General features: G+C 72.8%; 16 protein-coding genes and 1 tRNA gene. 11 read left to right on the top strand and 6 right to left on the bottom strand.

What is annotated here, in order from left to right:
- The first annotated feature begins 1,117 nt into the window (after nt 1-1,117).
- Both AC07F0_RS16830 and cpt read left to right on the top strand, forming a co-directional pair.
- Nucleotides 1,118-2,092 (top strand): peptidoglycan-binding domain-containing protein, encoded by a 975-nt coding sequence (locus AC07F0_RS16830; RefSeq protein WP_478979569.1) that lies wholly within the window; start codon nt 1,118-1,120, stop codon nt 2,090-2,092.
- Between the two features lie 27 nt (nt 2,093-2,119).
- Nucleotides 2,120-2,650 (top strand): chloramphenicol phosphotransferase CPT, encoded by a 531-nt coding sequence (gene cpt / locus AC07F0_RS16825; protein WP_478979567.1) that lies wholly within the window; start codon nt 2,120-2,122, stop codon nt 2,648-2,650.
- A 46-nt stretch (nt 2,651-2,696) separates the two neighbouring features.
- Here cpt and AC07F0_RS16820 read toward each other — a convergent pair whose 3' ends face one another.
- Nucleotides 2,697-3,356 (bottom strand): HAD-IA family hydrolase, encoded by a 660-nt coding sequence (locus AC07F0_RS16820; RefSeq protein ID WP_478979565.1) that lies wholly within the window; start codon nt 3,354-3,356, stop codon nt 2,697-2,699.
- A gap of 185 nt (nt 3,357-3,541) precedes the next feature.
- The gene (locus AC07F0_RS16815; protein WP_436730325.1) at nt 3,542-4,123 is read right to left on the bottom strand and encodes a TMEM165/GDT1 family protein; all 582 of its coding nucleotides are present in this window, start codon (nt 4,121-4,123) and stop codon (nt 3,542-3,544) included.
- A 398-nt stretch (nt 4,124-4,521) separates the two neighbouring features.
- Here AC07F0_RS16815 and AC07F0_RS16810 point away from each other — a divergent pair, with 398 nt between their 5' ends.
- The 5 genes from AC07F0_RS16810 (at nt 4,522) to AC07F0_RS16790 (ending at nt 10,341) form a co-directional block, all read left to right on the top strand.
- The gene (locus AC07F0_RS16810; protein WP_436730324.1) at nt 4,522-5,166 is read left to right on the top strand and encodes an HNH endonuclease family protein; all 645 of its coding nucleotides are present in this window, start codon (nt 4,522-4,524) and stop codon (nt 5,164-5,166) included.
- Between the two features lie 100 nt (nt 5,167-5,266).
- A complete protein-coding gene (locus AC07F0_RS16805; RefSeq protein ID WP_478979562.1) occupies nt 5,267-6,904 on the top strand; it encodes an alkaline phosphatase D family protein in 1,638 nt (545 codons plus the stop codon).
- Nucleotides 6,905-7,086: 182 nt separating this feature from the next.
- A complete protein-coding gene (locus AC07F0_RS16800) occupies nt 7,087-8,982 on the top strand; it encodes an FAD/NAD(P)-binding protein (RefSeq protein ID WP_478979559.1) in 1,896 nt (631 codons plus the stop codon).
- A gap of 99 nt (nt 8,983-9,081) precedes the next feature.
- A complete protein-coding gene (locus AC07F0_RS16795; protein WP_478979556.1) occupies nt 9,082-9,534 on the top strand; it encodes a DoxX family protein in 453 nt (150 codons plus the stop codon).
- A gap of 210 nt (nt 9,535-9,744) precedes the next feature.
- Nucleotides 9,745-10,341, top strand: coding sequence for a DedA family protein (locus AC07F0_RS16790; RefSeq protein WP_478979553.1), 597 nt, complete (start codon nt 9,745-9,747; stop codon nt 10,339-10,341).
- 191 nt (nt 10,342-10,532) lie between these two features.
- Here AC07F0_RS16790 and AC07F0_RS16785 read toward each other — a convergent pair whose 3' ends face one another.
- Nucleotides 10,533-10,763 carry a DUF2277 domain-containing protein gene (locus AC07F0_RS16785; protein WP_478979550.1) on the bottom strand — a complete coding sequence of 77 codons (231 nt, stop codon included), beginning with the start codon at nt 10,761-10,763 and terminating at the stop codon, nt 10,533-10,535.
- Between the two features lie 102 nt (nt 10,764-10,865).
- On the opposite strand from AC07F0_RS16785, the gene AC07F0_RS16780 reads away from it, so the two are divergent.
- The gene (locus tag AC07F0_RS16780; protein ID WP_478979547.1) at nt 10,866-11,768 is read left to right on the top strand and encodes a ketopantoate reductase family protein; all 903 of its coding nucleotides are present in this window, start codon (nt 10,866-10,868) and stop codon (nt 11,766-11,768) included.
- Nucleotides 11,769-11,834: 66 nt separating this feature from the next.
- Nucleotides 11,835-12,188 (top strand): hypothetical protein, encoded by a 354-nt coding sequence (locus AC07F0_RS16775; RefSeq protein WP_436730317.1) that lies wholly within the window; start codon nt 11,835-11,837, stop codon nt 12,186-12,188.
- Between the two features lie 79 nt (nt 12,189-12,267).
- On the opposite strand, the gene AC07F0_RS16770 is transcribed toward AC07F0_RS16775, so the two are convergent.
- Nucleotides 12,268-12,339: transfer RNA gene (locus tag AC07F0_RS16770), tRNA-Val, on the bottom strand.
- A gap of 199 nt (nt 12,340-12,538) precedes the next feature.
- Here AC07F0_RS16770 and AC07F0_RS16765 point away from each other — a divergent pair.
- Both AC07F0_RS16765 and AC07F0_RS16760 read left to right on the top strand, forming a co-directional pair.
- Nucleotides 12,539-13,414 carry a DUF4097 family beta strand repeat-containing protein gene (locus tag AC07F0_RS16765; protein WP_478979544.1) on the top strand — a complete coding sequence of 292 codons (876 nt, stop codon included), beginning with the start codon at nt 12,539-12,541 and terminating at the stop codon, nt 13,412-13,414.
- A 74-nt stretch (nt 13,415-13,488) separates the two neighbouring features.
- On the top strand, nt 13,489-14,889 hold the full coding sequence (locus AC07F0_RS16760) for a hypothetical protein (protein ID WP_478979541.1): 1,401 nt from the start codon (nt 13,489-13,491) through the stop codon (nt 14,887-14,889).
- A gap of 19 nt (nt 14,890-14,908) precedes the next feature.
- Here the strand turns inward: AC07F0_RS16760 and AC07F0_RS16755 are convergent, their stop codons facing one another.
- Nucleotides 14,909-16,063 carry an amidase domain-containing protein gene (locus AC07F0_RS16755; RefSeq protein WP_478979539.1) on the bottom strand — a complete coding sequence of 385 codons (1,155 nt, stop codon included), beginning with the start codon at nt 16,061-16,063 and terminating at the stop codon, nt 14,909-14,911.
- A 121-nt stretch (nt 16,064-16,184) separates the two neighbouring features.
- The gene (locus tag AC07F0_RS16750; protein WP_478979536.1) at nt 16,185-17,468 is read right to left on the bottom strand and encodes a polysaccharide deacetylase family protein; all 1,284 of its coding nucleotides are present in this window, start codon (nt 17,466-17,468) and stop codon (nt 16,185-16,187) included.
- Between the last annotated feature and the right edge of the window lie 54 nt (nt 17,469-17,522).

The raw sequence follows: 17,522 nt of genomic DNA, 5'->3' as shown, positions 1-17,522 counted from the left end.
CCCGGGCCCCCAGCAGCCCACCCGGGCAACCGACCACACCCCACGGCGACCCCACCCGGACGACAGGCCCACCCCTACGGAGAACTCCCACGCCGAGAGCCTGGCGCCGACCGCCGAAGGCGCCCCGCGACCAACCCACGCGGACGCCCCGTCCACGCCCTCGCACACGACGACCCCGGGCCCCCAGCAGCCCACCCGGGCAACCGACCACACCCCACGGCGACCCCACCCGGACGACAGGCCCACCCCTACGGAGAACTCCCACGCCGAAACCCCGGCGCCGACCGCCGAAGGCGCCCCGCGCCGGACGCCCGGGCGGCCGGCCGACGACGCCCCGCGACCGTCCCGAACCCGCCACCCGGCGGGGCCCCGGCGCGCCGACGGCCCAGCACAGCCGTCCGGGGCGGAAGCACCTGCCCCGCCCCCGCACGCCCAGACCGCGCCTGCCGGTGCCCGGGCGGCCGGCCCCCGGGTGGACGTTCCGACCACGCTCTGGGATGCAAAGGCCTTACAGGCCGGAGCGCCCGCCCAAGCGGGTGAAGGCGCCCCTGGGCAGACCCACGCGGACAGCCCGCCCCCGCCCGCGGACCCCGCGCGGTCGGCCGAAGGCACCCCGCGGCCGTCCGTCGGGCGGACACCCGACAGCACCCCGCGGCCGCCCCAGACCCACCCGGCGGAGCCCCGGCACAACGACGCCGCCGCACCGCCGTCCCCGGCGAACCACTCCGCCTCGCCCCGGCATGGCCAGGCCTCACCCGCCGACGCTCCCGGCCGGGCGGCCGAGGGCGCCCCGCCACGCACCCGTGCGGACGGCCCGTCCGCACCCTGGCACCCGACGGCCACGGCCCCCGAGCACCCCACCCGGGCGGCCGAAGGCACCTCACGGCGAACGCACGCAGAGGGCCGGCCCTCGCCCGCGGCGAACTCGCCCGCCCAGGTCTCAGCGCGGGCGGCGGACAGCACCCCGCGGCGGATCCCCGGCCGGGCGGCCGAAGGCGTCCCCCGGACCCCGGGGCAGACGGCCGACGACGCCCTGCGACCGCCCCAGACCCACGCGGCGGACCGGCGGCACAGCGACGAGCCCGCGCAGGCAGTCGAGGGCGCCCCGCGACAGCCCGTGACGAACCCCGGGCGGACCCCGCGCGCCGAAGGCGCAGCGCCGCAGCCCTCACCCGCCGACGCGACCATGCCCCTGCGCCCGGTCGACCCGGACGCGACCACCGTGCTGCCGGTTTCCCCGGCCTCGCCGGGCACCTCCGGACTGCCGGTGCCCCCGGCCTCGCCGGGCGGCTCCGGGCCGTCGGTCTCGCGGGCCGCTTCCGGGGTGCCCGCCTCACCCGCCACCGCGCCGCTGCCGACCCCCCTGGCCCCCGGCGCGACCGAGCCCAGCGTCACCGACCTGCGCCTCTTCGACGGTACGGGAGGACCGGGCCGGGGCACGCCGGAAACGGACGAGTTCGGCCGCAGGCCCCGGCGTCGGCGGCGTGGCGTGCTGCTCGGTGTGGCCGCCGGAGCCTGTGTCGCCGTCGTGGCCGCGGCCGGGTACGCGAGCGGGCTGTTCTCCTACGAGGCGCCGTCCCGGGACACCGCGCTGCCGGACGACCTCCGGGCGAGCGTGCCGGACGCCCCGTCGAGCAGCCCGGCGTCCACGCCCCCGGCGCAGAGCGCCCAGGTCACGCCGTCGGCCCCCGCGGCACCGCCGCCGTCGCCGTCGGCCACCAGGAGCCCGTCGGCATCCCCGTCGCCGTCCGCGTCGAGCGCCTCGCCGAGCCCGTCGCAGTCGGCCACCCCGTCGGCGCCCCCGGCATCCGCCACGGCCACCGGCCCGGGGAAAGCGCCACCGGGCAACTCCCGCCAGACCGGCGGCCCCACCGTCCTGCGCCTCGGCGACCGCGGTCCGGAGGTCACCGAACTCCAGCTCCGGCTGCGCCAGTTGTACCTCTACGGCGAGGACCCCGACGGCGACTACGACGGCCGGCTCGAGGAGGCCGTCCGCAATTACCAGTGGTCACGGGGCATCCAGACCGACGACCTCGGCGTCTACGACCGGGAGACGCGGGCCAAGCTGGAGTCGGAAACCAAGAAGCCGTGACCGTCCCGGCCGCCGTACTGTGACGCCGTGACTACTCAGGTGATCGTGCTCAACGGCGGTTCCAGTTCGGGCAAGTCCGGGATCGTCCGGTGTCTGCAAGAGGTGCTGCCCGACCCGTGGCTGGCCTTCGGCGTCGACTCGTTCGTCGAGGCGCTGCCCGCGCGGATGCGGGGCTCGGAGGGAGGGATCACCTTCACGGCGGACGGCGGGGTGAGCGTCGGCGCGGAGTTCCGCGCACTGGACGCGGCCTGGACCGAGGGCATCGCCGCGATGGCCCGCGCCGGCGCCGGGATCATCGTCGACGACGTCTTCCTCGGCGGACCGCACTCCCGGGAGCGCTGGCAGAAGGCCCTGGCCGGACTCGACGTGCTGTGGGTGGGCGTCAGGTGCGACAGCGCGGTCGCCGAGGGCCGTGAGATCGCCCGAGGGGACCGCGTCCGGGGCATGGCCGGGTCGCAGGCACACCTCGTGCACGAGGGCGTGCACTACGACCTGGAGGTGGACACCACCCACACCGAGGCCCTGGAGTGTGCCCGCACCATCGCCGCCCACGTCTGACCGACCGGACGACGACGCCCCTCATCCGACAGCCGACGCGCGTTCCTCACCCGATGTGCAGGCGGATCGTGCCGTCCCCCACGGCCTCCACGCGCACCCGCGTCAGGTCCTCCACCACCACGTCCGGCTCGTGGAACGCGGCCCGGGACCCGACCCCGACCACCGTCATCCCGCCGGCGCGCCCCGCCGCGATCCCGGCCCCGGAGTCCTCGAAGACCACACACTCCTCAGGCGCCACACCCAGTTCGGCGGCGCCCTTCAGAAAGCCCTCCGGGTCGGGCTTGCTCGCCCCGACGGACTCCGCGGTCACCCGCACCTCGGGCAGGTCCAGCCCGGCAGCGGCCATCCGCGCCGTCGACAGCGGTACGTCGGCTGAGGTCACGAGCGCGTGCGGCAGCCCCCGCAGCGAGGCGAGGAACTCCGGCGCTCCGGGGATCGGGACGACACCCTCGGTGTCGGCCGTCTCCTCGGCGAGCATCCGGGCGTTGTCCGCGTGGTTCTGCTCCATCGGCCGCCCGGGCAGCAGCAGCGCCATCGACGCGTAGCCCTGCCGTCCGTGGACGACCTTCATGACCTCGTCCGGGTCGAGCCCGTGCCGTTCGGACCAGCGCCGCCAGACGCGTTCGACCGAGGCGTCGGAGTTGACGAGGGTGCCGTCCATGTCCAGCAGGAGGGCGCGGGTGGTGAGCACGGCCGTGGCCGTCATCGGCAGCTCCAAGGCTCAGGGCGCGGACGAGGGCGCACGGCAGCCCCCGGGAGGGACAAGGCGGCCCCGCCCGCCGGTCAGGGAAAACGGGCGGGAGCCACTTTGTTTCTCCACGGTACAAAACATTCCCCGGATCGGCCAGGGCCTCCCGCAGACGTTCACTCGCCGTTCAGCTCGGCCCCGGCTCACCCGGTCACGGCCTCCCACAGGCTCCACACCCCGAGAGCGAGCATCACCAGCGCCGCGATCTGCGTGATCAGCCGCAGCGGCACCTTCCTCATCAGCGCCTTTCCGCCGACGATGCCGATCCCGGCCACCGCCCACAGCGCGAGCACCGCGCCCAGGCCGACGGAGAGCGGGTCGTCGTAGCGGGCGGCCAGGTTCGCCGTCATGATCTGCGTGAGATCACCGAACTCGGCGACCAGGATGAGCATGAACCCGGCTCCCGAGACCTTCCAGAAGGACTGGTTCTCCGGCTTGCGGACCTCCTCCTCGTCCTCGCCCCTCCTCAGCAGCAGGACGGCGGCCCCGCCCAGGAAGAGCACGCCCGTCAGCGCCTGCACGATCTGCTGCGGCAGCAGCGTCAGCACACTGCCGGCCGCGACCGCGAGCGCGACATGCAGCGCGAACGCGGCGGCGACACCGGCGAAGACGTAGGAGGCGCGATAGCGGGTGCCGAGGACGAGACCGGCCAGGGCGGTCTTGTCCGGCAGTTCGGCGAGAAAGACGACGCCGAAGACGACGGCCGTCACGGTCAGGCTGATCAAGGGTTCCTCAATCGGTCGGGGCTGCCCCACCGAGAGTGCTGGATCTTCACACACGACACCTCGGCACGGCAGCACACTCGGCACCCGTGCCGTGGGGCACGGGCGTGCACTGCTTGCCGAAGGTCTCGCTGGCGGGGCCCTGGACGAACCAGCAGGACCTGCCTCCGGGCGCCGGCTCAGACGAGCTGAGCAGTATGTCGACGGTCCGGCGAAGAGCTACTCCCCTTCTGCGCCGTCCATGCTACGCGACACCCCTGGAGCGAAAAGTTCCGCCTTGGATCTTGTCATGTCATGCACGCGTCACTAACTTCTCACCGGGCGCACATCTCCCCGCAACACGGCGCGACGAGCATTCCCTCGCTCGCAGCCCAACGCCCCCACCCCACAAGGGAGTTCGCATGCCGAAGTTCTACGCGCGTCGACGGCTCAGCATACTCGCGGGCCTCACCGGTCTCATAGCCTCGGCCGGGCTTCTCAACGGCCCGGCCGCCTCCGCCGCCCTGCCCACCCCCGTCAGCGGGGCCACCGCCCGCTCCTACCTCGCCTCCCTCACGGTGGCCACCGAGGACCGCACCGGCTACAACCGCGACCTCTTCCCGCACTGGATCACGCAGTCCGGCGCCTGCAACACCCGCGAGGTCGTCCTCAAGCGCGACGGCACGAACGTCCAGCAGGACTCCTCCTGCGCCGCCACCAGCGGCAGCTGGTACTCCCCCTACGACGGAGCGACCTGGTCCGCCGCCTCCGACGTCGACATCGACCACCTGGTCCCGCTGGCCGAGGCCTGGGACTCCGGCGCCGACTCCTGGACTACCTCCCGCCGCCAGTCCTTCGCCAACGACCTGACCCGCCCGCAGCTCATCGCCGTCACCGACAACGTCAACCAGGCCAAGGGCGACCAGGACCCGGCCACCTGGATGCCCTCCCGGACGGCGTACCGCTGCACCTACGTCCGCGCCTGGGTCCAGGTGAAGTACTACTACGGCCTCTCGGTCGACTCGGCCGAGAAGTCCGCGCTCCAGAACCACCTCGCGAACTGCTGACACGTCGCGAACTGCTGACACGCGCGATTTCGCGCGCCGGAACCTCCCCGCCGGCCTCCGTCGTTCCGTACCGTACGGGGCGACGGAGAGGGGATCGGCGATGGCCGGACTGCGGCTCGGACCGCTGCTGAGACACACCGACGGCGCGTCCGCGACCGTATGGGTCGAGACGAGCCGTCCGTGCGCGGCCGCGGTGCGCTGCGCCGACGGCGCCGGCGGCACGGCCTCGACCTTCCAGGTCGCGGGCCACCACTACGCGCTGATCCCGGTGACCGGCCTCACGGCCGGTACGACCACGACGTACGAGGTCTTCCTCGACGGCACGCGCGTGTGGCCGCTGCCCGAATCCCCCTTCCCGCCCTCGGTGATCCACGCGCCGGGCGGCGAGGGCGGCCTCCGGGTCGCCTTCGGCTCCTGCCGCTGGGCCGCCCCGCCGGCCGGTGGGCACGACCCCGTGGGCCCGGACGCCCTGGACGCGCTGGCCACCCGCCTCGTGGCCGACCCGGAGGGCGAGCGACCCGACGTCCTGCTGCTGCTCGGCGACCAGGTGTACGCCGACGAGACCTCCGAGACGACGCAGCGCTGGCTGGCGGCCCGCCGCGACCTGGACGAACCGCCGGGCAACGGGGTCGCGGACTACGAGGAATACACGCACCTCTACTACGAGTCGTGGCTCGACCCCCGCATCCGCTGGCTGCTGTCCACCGTGCCCAGCTTCATGATCTTCGACGACCACGACGTCGTCGACGACTGGAACACCTCCGCCGCCTGGCTCGCCGACATGCGGGCCACCGACTGGTGGCGGGAGCGGCTGCTGAGCGGCCTGATGTCGTACTGGGTCCACCAGCACCTGGGGAACCTCTCACCGGCGGAGCTGGCGGCCGACGCGGTGTACGAGGACGTCCGCAAGGTCCCCGACGGCACCGACGTGCTGCGCACCTTCGCCGCCCGGGCCGACGCCGACCCGGCCACGGCCCGCTGGAGCTACCGGCGTGACTTCGGGCGCGTGCGCCTGCTGATGGTCGACAGCCGGGCCGCCCGCGTCCTCGACGAGGACCGTCGCGCGATGCTCGACCCGGGCGAGGAGGCCTGGCTGCGCGAGCAGGTGCTGGACACGCCCGGGTCGTACGACCATCTCCTCCTCGGCACCTCGCTGCCCTGGCTGCTGCCGCACCTGGTGCACGACGCCGAGGGCTGGAACGCGGCGCTGTGCCGGGGCGAACGGGGCGAGCGCTGGGCGCGGTTCGGGGAGAAGGTACGGCGGGCCGCGGACCTGGAGCACTGGTCGGCGTTCCCCGAGTCGTTCGCCGGGCTGGCGGAGCTGATCGCCGAGGCCGGCTCGGGGCGGGATGCCCCGGCGACGGTGTGCGTGCTGTCGGGGGACGTGCACCACGCCTACATCGCCGAGCCCTCGTGGCCCGGCCGGGGCCCGGACGCCCGGGTGGTGCAGCTCGTCTGCTCGCCCGTCCACAACTCCGTCCCCACGTCGATCAGGATGGCCTTCCGCATCGGCTGGAGCGCGGTGGCCCGCGGGCTGGGCCGCGGTCTCGCCCGGCACGGACGCCTCCCCCGGCCGCCGGTCGGCTGGCGCAAGACGGGCGGCCCCTGGTTCGGAAACCAGCTCATGACGCTGACCCTGCGCGGCCGTTCGGCGCGGCTGCGACTGGAGCAGGCACGGACGCGGGAGGGGAAGGGCCCGCGCCTGACGACCCTCCTGGACTCCGAGCTTGCCCCGTAACCGTTGCGTTCCGCCCGTTTGCTTCCCCTGTGGCCGTGATGCTCGTGACGCGCCCCACAGCGAGGCCGATCCTGCGCCACGGTCCTCGGTTCCCGCTCCCGGCGACGGCATGATGAGGCGGACCGTCCCCTTCCCCACCGACGGACCGCCGATCGCGCCCCACACGCCCGGGAGTCCCACCCTTGCCTGCGCCGACCGCAGAATCCGCACTGTTTTCCGTCGCGCTGGTCGGTGCCGGCCCGCGTGGTACCAGCGTCCTGGAACGCCTCTGCGCCTCCGCCCCTGAGCTCCTCCCGTCCGGAGCCCGGCTGACGGTCCACGTGATCGACCCGGACCCGCCGGGCCCGGGCCGCGTGTGGCGTACCGGCCAGTCGCCCGAGCTGCTGATGAACACCGTGGCCTGCCAGGTGACCCTGTTCACCGACGACAGCGTGGACTGCTCGGGCCCGATCCGCCCGGGCCCGAGCCTGCACGAGTGGGCGCGCGGCACGCTCGGTCCGGACGAGTACCCCACCCGGGCGCAGTACGGCCGTTACCTGGAGTGGGTGTTCGCGCGCGTCGTACGGGACGCCCCGGCGACCGTCCGCGTCGAGACGCACCGGACCCGCGCCGTACGGCTCGACGACATCCCAGGCGGCCACCAGGCCCTCACCCTCGACGACGGCCGCACCCTGTCCGGCCTGTCCGCCGTGGTCCTGACCCAGGGGCACCTGCCGGCGACCGCCGACCCGGGCCTGCGGCGCCTGGCGGCCCATGCCGCACACCACGGCCTGCGCCACATCCCGCCCGCCAACCCGGCAGACGTCGACCTGTCCTGCGTACCGCCCGGCGAGCCCGTCCTGCTGCGCGGCCTCGGCCTCAACTTCTTCGACCACACCGCCCTGCTGACGACCGGCCGCGGCGGCCGTTTCGTACGGGACGCCCAAGGCCTGCGCTATCTCCCCTCCGGCCGCGAACCGCGGCTGTACGCCGGGTCGCGGCGCGGCATCCCGTACCAGGCGCGCGGCGACAACGCGAAGGGGGCGTACGGCCGGCACGACCCACTGGTCCTCACACCGGACGTGATCGCGGGCTTCCGCAAGCGCGCCGACTCCGGGGAGGCGCCCGACTTCCTGGCGGAGATATGGCCGTTGGTCGCGAAGGAGGTGGAGACGGTGTACAGCGCCACGCTGCTGCGGCGGGCCGGAGCCTCCGCGCGGCGGTGCCGGGAGTTCACCGGTCACTTCCTGTCCGTACCGCACGGCGATCCCCAAGAGGCGGTGCTGCTGGCCGAGTTCGGCGTGGCCGACGACGACCGGTGGAGCTGGGAGCGGATCTCCCGGCCGTACGCCGGACGGGACTTCGCGCACCCCGGCGAGTGGCGTGACTGGCTGCTGTCGTACCTGCGCGAGGACGCCGCGCAGGCCGCCCTGGGCAATGTGCGCGGCCCGCTGAAGGCGGCCCTCGACGTGCTGCGCGACCTGCGCAACGAACTCCGGCTGATCGTCGACCACGGCGGCCTGGCCGGTGCCTCCCGCCGGGACCACCTGGACCGCTGGTACACCCCGCTCAACGCCTTCCTGTCCATCGGCCCGCCCCGGCGCCGCATCGAGGAACTGGCGGCCCTGGTGGAGGCGGGGGTGGTGCGGGTGCTCGGGCCGCGCCTGAAGGTGACGGAGGCGGACGGGGCCTGGGCGGCGCACTCACCCGACGTGCCGGGTTCGGCCGTCCGTGTGAGAACCCTCATAGAGGCCCGTCTGCCGGAACCCGACCTGCGGAAATCAGCCGACGGGCTCCTCGCGGAACTGCTGCGGACCGGGCGGTGCCGTCCGCACACCGTCGACGATTATGAGACAGGCGGGTTGGATGTGACACCACGCCCTTACCATCTGATAGACCGTCAAGGAGTCCCGCATTCCAGGCGGTTCGCCTTCGGAGTGCCGACGGAGGGCGTGCACTGGGTGACGGCGGCGGGGGCTCGTCCGGGTGTGGATTCGGTCATGCTTTCGGACGCGGACGCGGTGGCGAGAGCCGCTCTACGTGCGGTTGCGGCGGAAAAATGCGCCTCAACCGCAGGTGAACCAGTGGCCAAATGTTGAACTTGCAAGCATCTGTGAGGCACACCTAACGTGGGTTACTCATCGGTTCTGTCCCCCGACCGGCCCTCCCCAGGCCGGCCGCCCGAAGGAGACCCCCACATGACCGCACGCCTCAACAGCGCGCAGCCGTACGCTCTCGGACTGTTCCGGATCGTCGTCGGCCTGCTCTTCGCCTGCCACGGCGCCGTCGCGCTCTTCGGTGTCCTCGGAGGTGTGGACGGCAAGGGCGGCACCGCGACGACCGGCGCCTGGCCGAACTGGTACGCGGCCGTCATCGAACTCGTCGGCGGCACCCTGGTACTGCTGGGCTTGGGCACCCGCGCCGCGGCGTTCATCGCCTCCGGAGCGATGGCGTACGCGTACTTCAAGGTCCACCAGCCGCAGGGCCTGTGGCCGATCGAGAACAGCGGCGAAGGCGCGGCCATGTACTGCTGGTCCATGTTCCTGCTGATCTTCACCGGTTCCGGCGCCTTCGGCGTGGACCGGCTGCTGGCCAAGCGCACCTCGGCGCAGGGCAGGCAGGCCACGGACCAGACGCCGGTGGCGGCCTGAGCCGCGGCTCGGACAGTGCACCTCGGAGCGGCGCCTCCCCTCGTACAGGGAGGCGCCGCTTGCGTGTGTGCGGGGAGTTTCCGTGCCGAACCCCCCGTGAACGGCCCGTCACACCCCAGGCGTACGCTGTATGGCTGTCATCGGCCACTCCTGCCGCTCCGCCGCGCCATCGCGGCACGGTCTGGCCCACGGGGTCCACGGGGAGTTGCGGTGCTGGAGCATGTGGGGTCGCTGTTCGGCAGCCCATGGGTCTACGCGGTGGTGACCCTGTCCGTCCTGCTCGACGTGTTCCTGCCGGTGCTGCCCAGCGGCGTCCTGGTGATCACGGCGGCGACGGCGGCGGCCGCGGGTACGGCGGCCGACGTGCCCGACATCCTGGTCCTGACCCTCTGCGCGGCCACCGCCTCCGTACTCGGTGACCTCGCGGCCTACCGCCTCGCCTGGCGCGGCGGCGACCGGCTGGACCGGGCGATCGCCCGCTCCCGGCGCCTGACCACCGCGCAGGAACGTCTCGGCACGGCCCTCGCACGGGGTGGCGGCGCCCTCGTCGTCCTCGCCCGCTTCGCGCCCGCCGGCCGCTCGGTCGTCTCCCTCGGCGCGGGCGCCGCCCACCGCCGCGCCCGCGACTTCCTCCCCTGGTCGGCCCTGGCGGGCCTCACCTGGGCCGTGTACAGCGTCGCCCTCGGCTACTTCGGCGCCCACTGGCTGGGCGCGAGCTGGCTGGGGACGGCGGTGTCGGTGGCGGCGCTGTTCGGGGCCGGGGCGGGGGCGGCGTACCTGATGCGCAGGGAGCCGCGGGTGTCGTAGGGCAGGGCGCAGGCGCTAGGTCGCGTCCGCGAAGTCCCGTCGTCCGCCCGGAGGGCGGGCCCCGCGGCGTCTGGTGCGTGCTCTCGGTGCGCCGGGCGGAGTCCCTCGTACTGGATGTACTTGGGGCTTCGTCGGTGCGGCGAAAGTACGCACCAGACGCCGCGGGGCAGGCGGGACTTTGCGGACACGGCCTAGCCGGCCTTCTGGGCCCTGGCGCCGCGGATCTCCAGCCCGTCCAGCAGCTCGGCCGTGGCCTGCGCGACGGCCTCCACGGCGCGGTCGAACACCTCCTGGTTGTGAGCGGCGGGGGCGCGGAAACCCGACACCTTCCGCACGTACTGCAACGCGGCCGCCCGAATGTCCGCTTCCGTGGCCTCTTCGGGCAGGGCGGGCGGACGCAGGGTCTTGATACTCCGGCACATGCCCCCAGTCTCACGCTTACGGCCCCCGTACGACAGCGACAGCTGCCAAGATCTCAGCGAGGCGGCCACCACCGTGGGGCCGACCGACGAGAGGAACCCGACATGGGGAACGAACTCACCGTGGCCGTCCTGGGCCCCGGCGGCGTGGGCGGTCTGCTCGCCGCCCTGCTCGCCCGCGCCGGGCACCGGGTGATCTGCCTGTCCGGCGAGGAGACGGCCCGTACGCTGCGCGCGGACGGCATCCGGGTCCGCAGCGCACACTTCGGCGACTTCGCGACCCGGGTCGAGGCGGTCACGCACCTGCGCGAGCCCGTCGACGCGTGCCTGGTGGCCGTCAAGCACACCGCCCTCGACGCCGCCCTGGCGCGCGTTCCCGCACCCGCACTGGCCGACGGACTCCTCGTGCCGTTCCTGAACGGCGTCGAACACCCGGCGATCCTGCGCGCCCGCTACCGCCCCGACCGCGTCGCCCCCGCCGTCATCCGCGTCGAGTCGACCCGCGTCGCCCCGGGCGCCATCGAACACGGCAGCCCCTTCGCGGAGATCGACCTGACCGGCGCCGAGGTGCCCCGGGCCCGCCTCGACACCCTCGCCGAGACCCTCACCGCCGCGGGCCCGGCCACCCGGGTCCAGGACGACGAGACGGCGGCCCTGTGGGCGAAGATGTCGTTCCTGGCCCCCATGGCCCTGCTGACCACCCGCTACGGCGTCCCCCTCGGATTGGTCCGCACCCGTCACCGCGACGAACTGACCGCACTGGTCGAGGAGACGGCCGCGATCAGCCGGGCGTGCGGCGGCCCGGCGGACCCGGCGCAGTCCCTCGCCCGCTACGACGCCTTCCCGCCACCGATGAAATCCTCGATGCAGCGCGACGCCGAAGCGGGCCGGCCGCTCGAACTGGACGCCATCGGCGGCGCGTTGCTCCGCGCGGCCGAGCGGCACGGCATACCGGCTCCAGTGACGGCCCGGGTGGTGGGCGAGCTGTCCGCCAGGACACATCCGTAGCGGCACGCCGCACGAAGGGCGGGGAGAAACTCGCCCGACCAATTCGAACAGGCGTATCATTGGGCCGTGGCAACGACCTATGACTTTCCGAGTGACCTCCTCGCCGGTCAGGAGGAACTCCATCAGGTCCGGGCCGAACTGTCGGCCCTGCTGAAGCGCCTCCCTTGGTCGGTCGAACCCCTGGACGGCTTCAGCGACGACAACGGCTGGCGCAAGGTGGAGCGCCCCGCCTCCCCCGGCTGGACAGCCGACGAACAGGCCGAAGTGGAGAAGCTCCGGCGGCGTGAACACGAGCTCGCGGTGTTCATCAGCACCCACCGCTACTGGTCCGAACTCTCCGGCCCCGAGCGGGTGGCGGCCCGCTCGGAGCTGAAGCACGCGCACGAGGCTCCGCCGGAGGAGACGGACGGAGCCCCGTAGCGGCCGAACATCAGAAAAAGCGCCCCGGGCCGATGTGGGCCCGGGGCGCTTCTGCCGATCCGACGGCGGAATGACCCGGTGGGCGCGGACGGTTTCGAACCGCCGACATCCTGCTTGTAAGGCAGGCGCTCTACCCCTGAGCTACGCACCCGGCTCCCGGGCCACGCGCCCAGGACGAGTCGACAGCCTACATTGCCCGGGGCGCGGTCCCGCAAACCAGATCCGTGGGTCGGCCCGGGGGATAACCCCACCGTCGTTCCGGGAGCGGTCCGGATCCCCCGGCGGGCCCTGGATCCATACGGTCGTAGAGCGCTCGAAAGCGCTCGTCGTCCGCCCAGGGGGAGATCGTCATGGCCCGCACCACCCGCAGCACCACCGGCACTACCAGCGGCACCACCCGCACCACCCGCACCGTCTCCGCCCGCGCGGTCGCCGTCGCCGGTGCCGTCGTGGTGCTCGTCGCCGGTCTCAGCGCCTGCGGCGCGTCCGCGGGGGACGACACCGACCCCGACCGCCGGTCCTTCGACCTCCAGAGCCGCACGCTCACCGTCGACTCCGACGACTCGGCCCTCGAGATCGTCGCCGCCGACGAGAACCCGTCCGGCAAGATCGAGGTCACCCGGTGGTTCCAGGGCTCGGTCGTCGTCGGCAAGGAGCCCAGGGCCACCTGGTCCATGCGGGGCGACCGGCTGGTGCTGCGGCTGAAGTGCTCCGGCTTCGTCGTCGACTGCTCGGCCAAGCACCGCATCGAGGTGCCGCGGGGCGTCACCGTGAAGGTCCGGGACGACGACGGCAGCGTGCGCGCCCACGGCTTCCGGGACCCCCTGAACATCCGCACCGGCGACGGCTCGGTCCGCGTCACCGACACCACCGGCCCCTTGAACATCCGCACGGGCGACGGTTCCGTCCGTGTCACCGACAGCACGGGCCCCCTTCGGATGCGCACCGGCGACGGATCCATCCGGGCGGACGTCTCCTCCCGTGACGTCCGCACCCACACCGGCGACGGCTCGGTCCGCCTGGAACTCGGCGCCGTACCGGACCGCGTCGAGTCCCGCAGCGGCGACGGCTCCGTGGCCATCGCGTTGCCCAAGGCCGCCTACCGCGTGACCACCGAGACAGGTGACGGCGGCGTGGATGTGTCCGTCCCCCGCGACGAGAGCAGCCCCCATGTGGTGTCCGCCCACACCGGTGACGGCAAAGTGACGGTCCGCACGGCGAACTGACCGGCCCGTGTGTTCGTCCTTAACCGGTGGGAGAATGACACCGGGCAGGGTGGACCACAACACGGGAGAGGGATGTGACGGCGACTCCAGCGCAGCCGTATTCGCCGTCGCTGCCGCGCGCACACCGTCCGCGCCGCCGCCTCCCCCGCACCCCGGGGCCGGTCCGTGACGCGCTCACCCTGATGGGACTGCCCCTGCTGGCCGCACTGGCGCTGCCCGCCGCCTTCGCGGGCGGAGGCACCCGGCGCTGGTTCGGCGGCCGGGCCGAGAGCCAGCGAGCCGAGGCACAGGCCGCGAAGGACGCCGCCGCGGCCGCCTTCTACGAGCTCGACACCGCGCAGCGCGACCTGCGCATCTCGATCGAGACGATCACCGCCGTCGACAACTCCCCCGCCGCCCGGCGCGCCGTCGCCGACTTCGACGCGCTCGGCCGGCGCATCGACGAGGCCAGCCACCAGTACATCAACGCCGTCGACGCCCACGACCTCGACCGCGACGACCTGGAGGCCTCGGCCGCCGCCCGCGCCCGCACCGAGCTGACCGCCGCCAAGGAGGAGCTCGGCCGGGTCAAGCAGGAGCTGGACCGGTTCACCGAGGGCCTCGGCCCGCTGCTCGGCAAGGCCGAGACCCAGCTGGCCCGCCTCGCCCCGGCGGTCGAGCGCGCCCGGCAGGCCCTGCTCGCCGCCTCCAACGCCCTCGACACCGTACGGGCGACAGGGCTGAAGGCCGACGACCTCGCCGCCCGTCTCGCCGCCCTGTCTCCGGAGCTCACCAAGCTGAACCAGGGCGCCGGGCAGCACGGCGTACAGCAGACCCTGGAGCGGGCCGAGCGGGTCACGCGCGGGGCCGAAGCGGTCCGCGTGGAGGCCGAGCGGCTGCCGGAGCGCGCCGCCGAGATCGATCACCGGCTGGTCTCCCTGCGCACCCGCGCCCAGGCCCTCACCACCCGTTCCGAGCAGGTCGAGCCGATCCTGAGCGAACTGCGCCGCCGCTTCAGCGTGGCCTGCTGGCAGGACCTGCAACGCGTCCCCGGCGTCGCCGCGGAGAACGTACGCCAGGCCGAGACGAAACTGGCCGAGGCCCAGTCCGCCCGCGACGAGCAGCGCTGGGCCGACGCCACGGCCCTGCTGTCGACCGTACGAGCCCTGCTGAACACCACCGACGAGGCCGTCTCGGCCGCCGGTGACCGCCTGCACCGCCTGAACACCGTGCAGAAGGACCCCCAGCAGGAGATCGAGCGCACCCGCTTCGCCATCCGCGACGCCCAGCGCCTGGCCATGGCCGGCCGCAACACCCCCGACCCGCGCCACGCCCGCCCGCTGGACGACGCGGTGTCCCGCCTGGAACGCGCCATCACCACCCTCGACGGCCGCCACCCTGACTACTGGCACTTCCTCACGGAAACGGAAGCGGTCCGCCGGGCCGTGGCCCACGTGGTCTCCGAGATCCGTGAGGAGCGAGGGGCCGGACACTGAGCCCGGCCCCCGTCCGGTCTCAGGTGCGGTAGGCGTAGTAGTACGCGTTCGGGTACGACGCGACGAGGCTCGCCACCGACCTGCGGAGGGTGTTGTTGGAGTGGTAGGTCACGTACGGCACACCGCCGCTCCTGTACGTGACGATCATGGTGTGGTCCTTGGACCCGTCCCTGTCGAAGTCCACCTGGAGGACGTCACCGACCTCGAGCTGGAAGACGTTGGCGAGCGGCTTGGTCCGCTTGGAGTTCTGGGCGAACCAGGACCACTCGTTGACGCCGACGAAGGAGTCCGACTGGATGTCGGCGTTACCGAACCACTTGGTGTAGTCGTACACGTAGCCGGGGGCGTGCTTCCAGCCGCCCGCCTTCAGGGACTGGCTGACGAAGTTGGTGCAGTCACCGCCGGCGCCGTGGCCGCTGAAGTCCGGGTAGTCCTTGTTGTAGACGTTCCAGTACTTCTCGGCGTAGGCCGCCATGGCCTTGTAGTCGTACGTCGTGCCGGTCTTCGGGTCGGCGGCCGGGTTGCGGGTGATCGCCGCGCGCGGGGCGTTCGGCGTGCTGTTGTCGGCAGCGGTCGCCTTGACGGGGGCCGGCTTGGACAGCGTGTTCACGGCGAGACCGCCCTGGTCGGCGTCGCGGATGCCGGTCAGCTGCCAGTCGCCCTGCCGGTCGGCCTTGAAGGTCAGCTCGTGCCGCGCCTGGAAGGCGGTGGTCTTCGGCGCGTCGCCGCGGGGCCGGGCGTAGGTCAGGGTCGTGGTCTCGGTGACCTCCGCCTTGGCCGTACGGCCCGTCACCCGTGTGGCGTTGAGGGCGACGGTGGTGTTGGCCTTGCCGTACGTCTCGCCGGACTTCGCCAGCTTCTCCTTGCGCCGCACCAGCGCGGACAGGGTGGCGTCCTCGGTGCGGGCCGTGCCGGAGGACAGCGTGACGTCGCCCGAGAAACCGTCGGCCAGCGGCTTGTCCGCGCCGGTCCGCCCATCGCCGACCAGGGCGTTGGTGCGGTCGGTGAAGACCGCGTCCGCCAGCCGCTGGAAGGTGGCCCTGGTCCGCGCGTCCACCGTCGGGTCGTCGCTGACCGCCGCGCCGGCGCTCCAGTTGGGCAGCAGGGCGACTCCGGCGACGACCGAGGTCGCCGCCGCCCCGAGTATCGTGACGCGACGGCGCGTCCCGCTCAATTTCCTTGATTTCACTGGTGTTTCCCCTCTTGCCCCGGCCAAGGGTTGCCGGGGTAGGAGATCTTTGCATGAAGTGTGTGACTACTGTGAAGAGTGTTGCGCCTGTTACTTCTCGACCTGATCACTTCACGACCGTCGACCAGTCGGGCGACTGCGCCGGGTCCAGACCGCGCAGCCGCTGCAGGGTCCCGGGCTTCTGCACGTCGAGCCAGTCGGCCAGTTCCCGGAAGGACACGCACTTGACGTCCTTCTTCGTGCACATGTCCTTGATGACCCGGTCGACGGCCCGCATGTAGATGCCGCCGTTCCAGTCCTCGAAATGGTTGCCGATGAACAGCGGGGCCCGGCTGCCGTAGTACACGCGGTTGAAGCCGGACATGTAGGAGGCGACGGTCTGCTCTTCCCACTGGGGGTAGTTCGCCGGGTCGCCCTCGGTCTCGCCGTCGGACTGGTTGTAGAGGAAGTTGAAGTCCATCGACAGGCCCTGGTACGTGCCGCCGTCGTACGGGAGCATCTGCAGCGGGAAGTCCCAGATGCCGTTCTTCTTGCCGGGCCATATCTGGAAGTCGCCCGCGGAGCTGGCGTCGTAGCGCCAGTGGTACCCCTCGGCGGCCTTCAGCAGGTTCTTCTGGCCCTCCAGGCAGGGCGCGCGGCCGCCGGTGACCTCCTTCCTGATGTCGAACGGCAGGGGGTCGACGTCCTGGAAGCCGGTGTTGGTCTTCCAGTTCTCGGCGAAGTCGTAGAACTGGTCGATCTCGCTCTTCCACTCGGCGACGCTCCAGTCGCCGCCGCCCTTCTTGCCGCAGAAGTGGCCGTTGAAGTGGGTGCCGATCTCGTTCCCGTCCTGCCATGCCTTGCCGAGTTGGTCCAGCGTGGTGCGGATGTGCTCGTCGGTGGCGAAGCTGATCGCCGCCGAGCCCTTGGCGTGCTGAGGCGGGGCGTAGAGCTCCTTCTTGTCCCTGGGCAGCAGGTAGATGCCGGTGAGGAAGAAGGTCATGTGGGCGTCGTACTTCCTGGCCAGCTCCCGGTAGTGGGAGAAGAGCCCGTCGTCGCCCTGCAGCGCGCCGTCCCAGGAGAAGACCACGAACTGGGGCGGCTTCTCGCCCGGCTTGAGCGGAACCGGCTTCAACTGCCCGCGCTGCGGACCGGTGTAGGAGGTGGAGCCGTCCCCTAGGACCTTCACCCTGCCGTCCCACCGGGGCTCCTGATCCGGATCCGGCTTGGCGGGGGACCCCTTGCGGGCCCCGGGGGAGGCGGTCGGGGTGGTGGTGTCCGAGCGGGTCAGGACCAGATAGCCCGCGACCACTGACGCGACGACGAGAAGGGCCGCCAGGGTCAGCACCCCGGGGCGTGTGGTGCGGCGGGGTGCGCGGGGTCGGCGGCGGCGGCCGGACGGCGGTTTCATGCGCGGCTCATTCTGCGAGGGGGGAGGAGTGGGGGGTACAGAACGGTTCTGGGC

Source organism: Streptomyces sp. NPDC045955, assembly GCF_056430805.1.
Note: the sequence above shows the minus strand (reverse complement) of the source record. Positions and strands in the feature narration are given on the sequence as shown.

Coding starts and splice junctions, on each gene's coding strand:
- AC07F0_RS16810 (WP_436730324.1), top strand. CDS start 4,522: ATGCCGAAGTTCTACGCGCGTCGACGGCTCAGCATACTCGCGGGCCTC.
- AC07F0_RS16820 (WP_478979565.1), bottom strand. CDS start 3,356: ATGACGGCCACGGCCGTGCTCACCACCCGCGCCCTCCTGCTGGACATG.
- AC07F0_RS16785 (WP_478979550.1), bottom strand. CDS start 10,763: ATGTGCCGGAGTATCAAGACCCTGCGTCCGCCCGCCCTGCCCGAAGAG.
- AC07F0_RS16750 (WP_478979536.1), bottom strand. CDS start 17,468: ATGAAACCGCCGTCCGGCCGCCGCCGCCGACCCCGCGCACCCCGCCGC.
- AC07F0_RS16805 (WP_478979562.1), top strand. CDS start 5,267: ATGGCCGGACTGCGGCTCGGACCGCTGCTGAGACACACCGACGGCGCG.
- AC07F0_RS16765 (WP_478979544.1), top strand. CDS start 12,539: ATGGCCCGCACCACCCGCAGCACCACCGGCACTACCAGCGGCACCACC.
- AC07F0_RS16795 (WP_478979556.1), top strand. CDS start 9,082: ATGACCGCACGCCTCAACAGCGCGCAGCCGTACGCTCTCGGACTGTTC.
- AC07F0_RS16780 (WP_478979547.1), top strand. CDS start 10,866: ATGGGGAACGAACTCACCGTGGCCGTCCTGGGCCCCGGCGGCGTGGGC.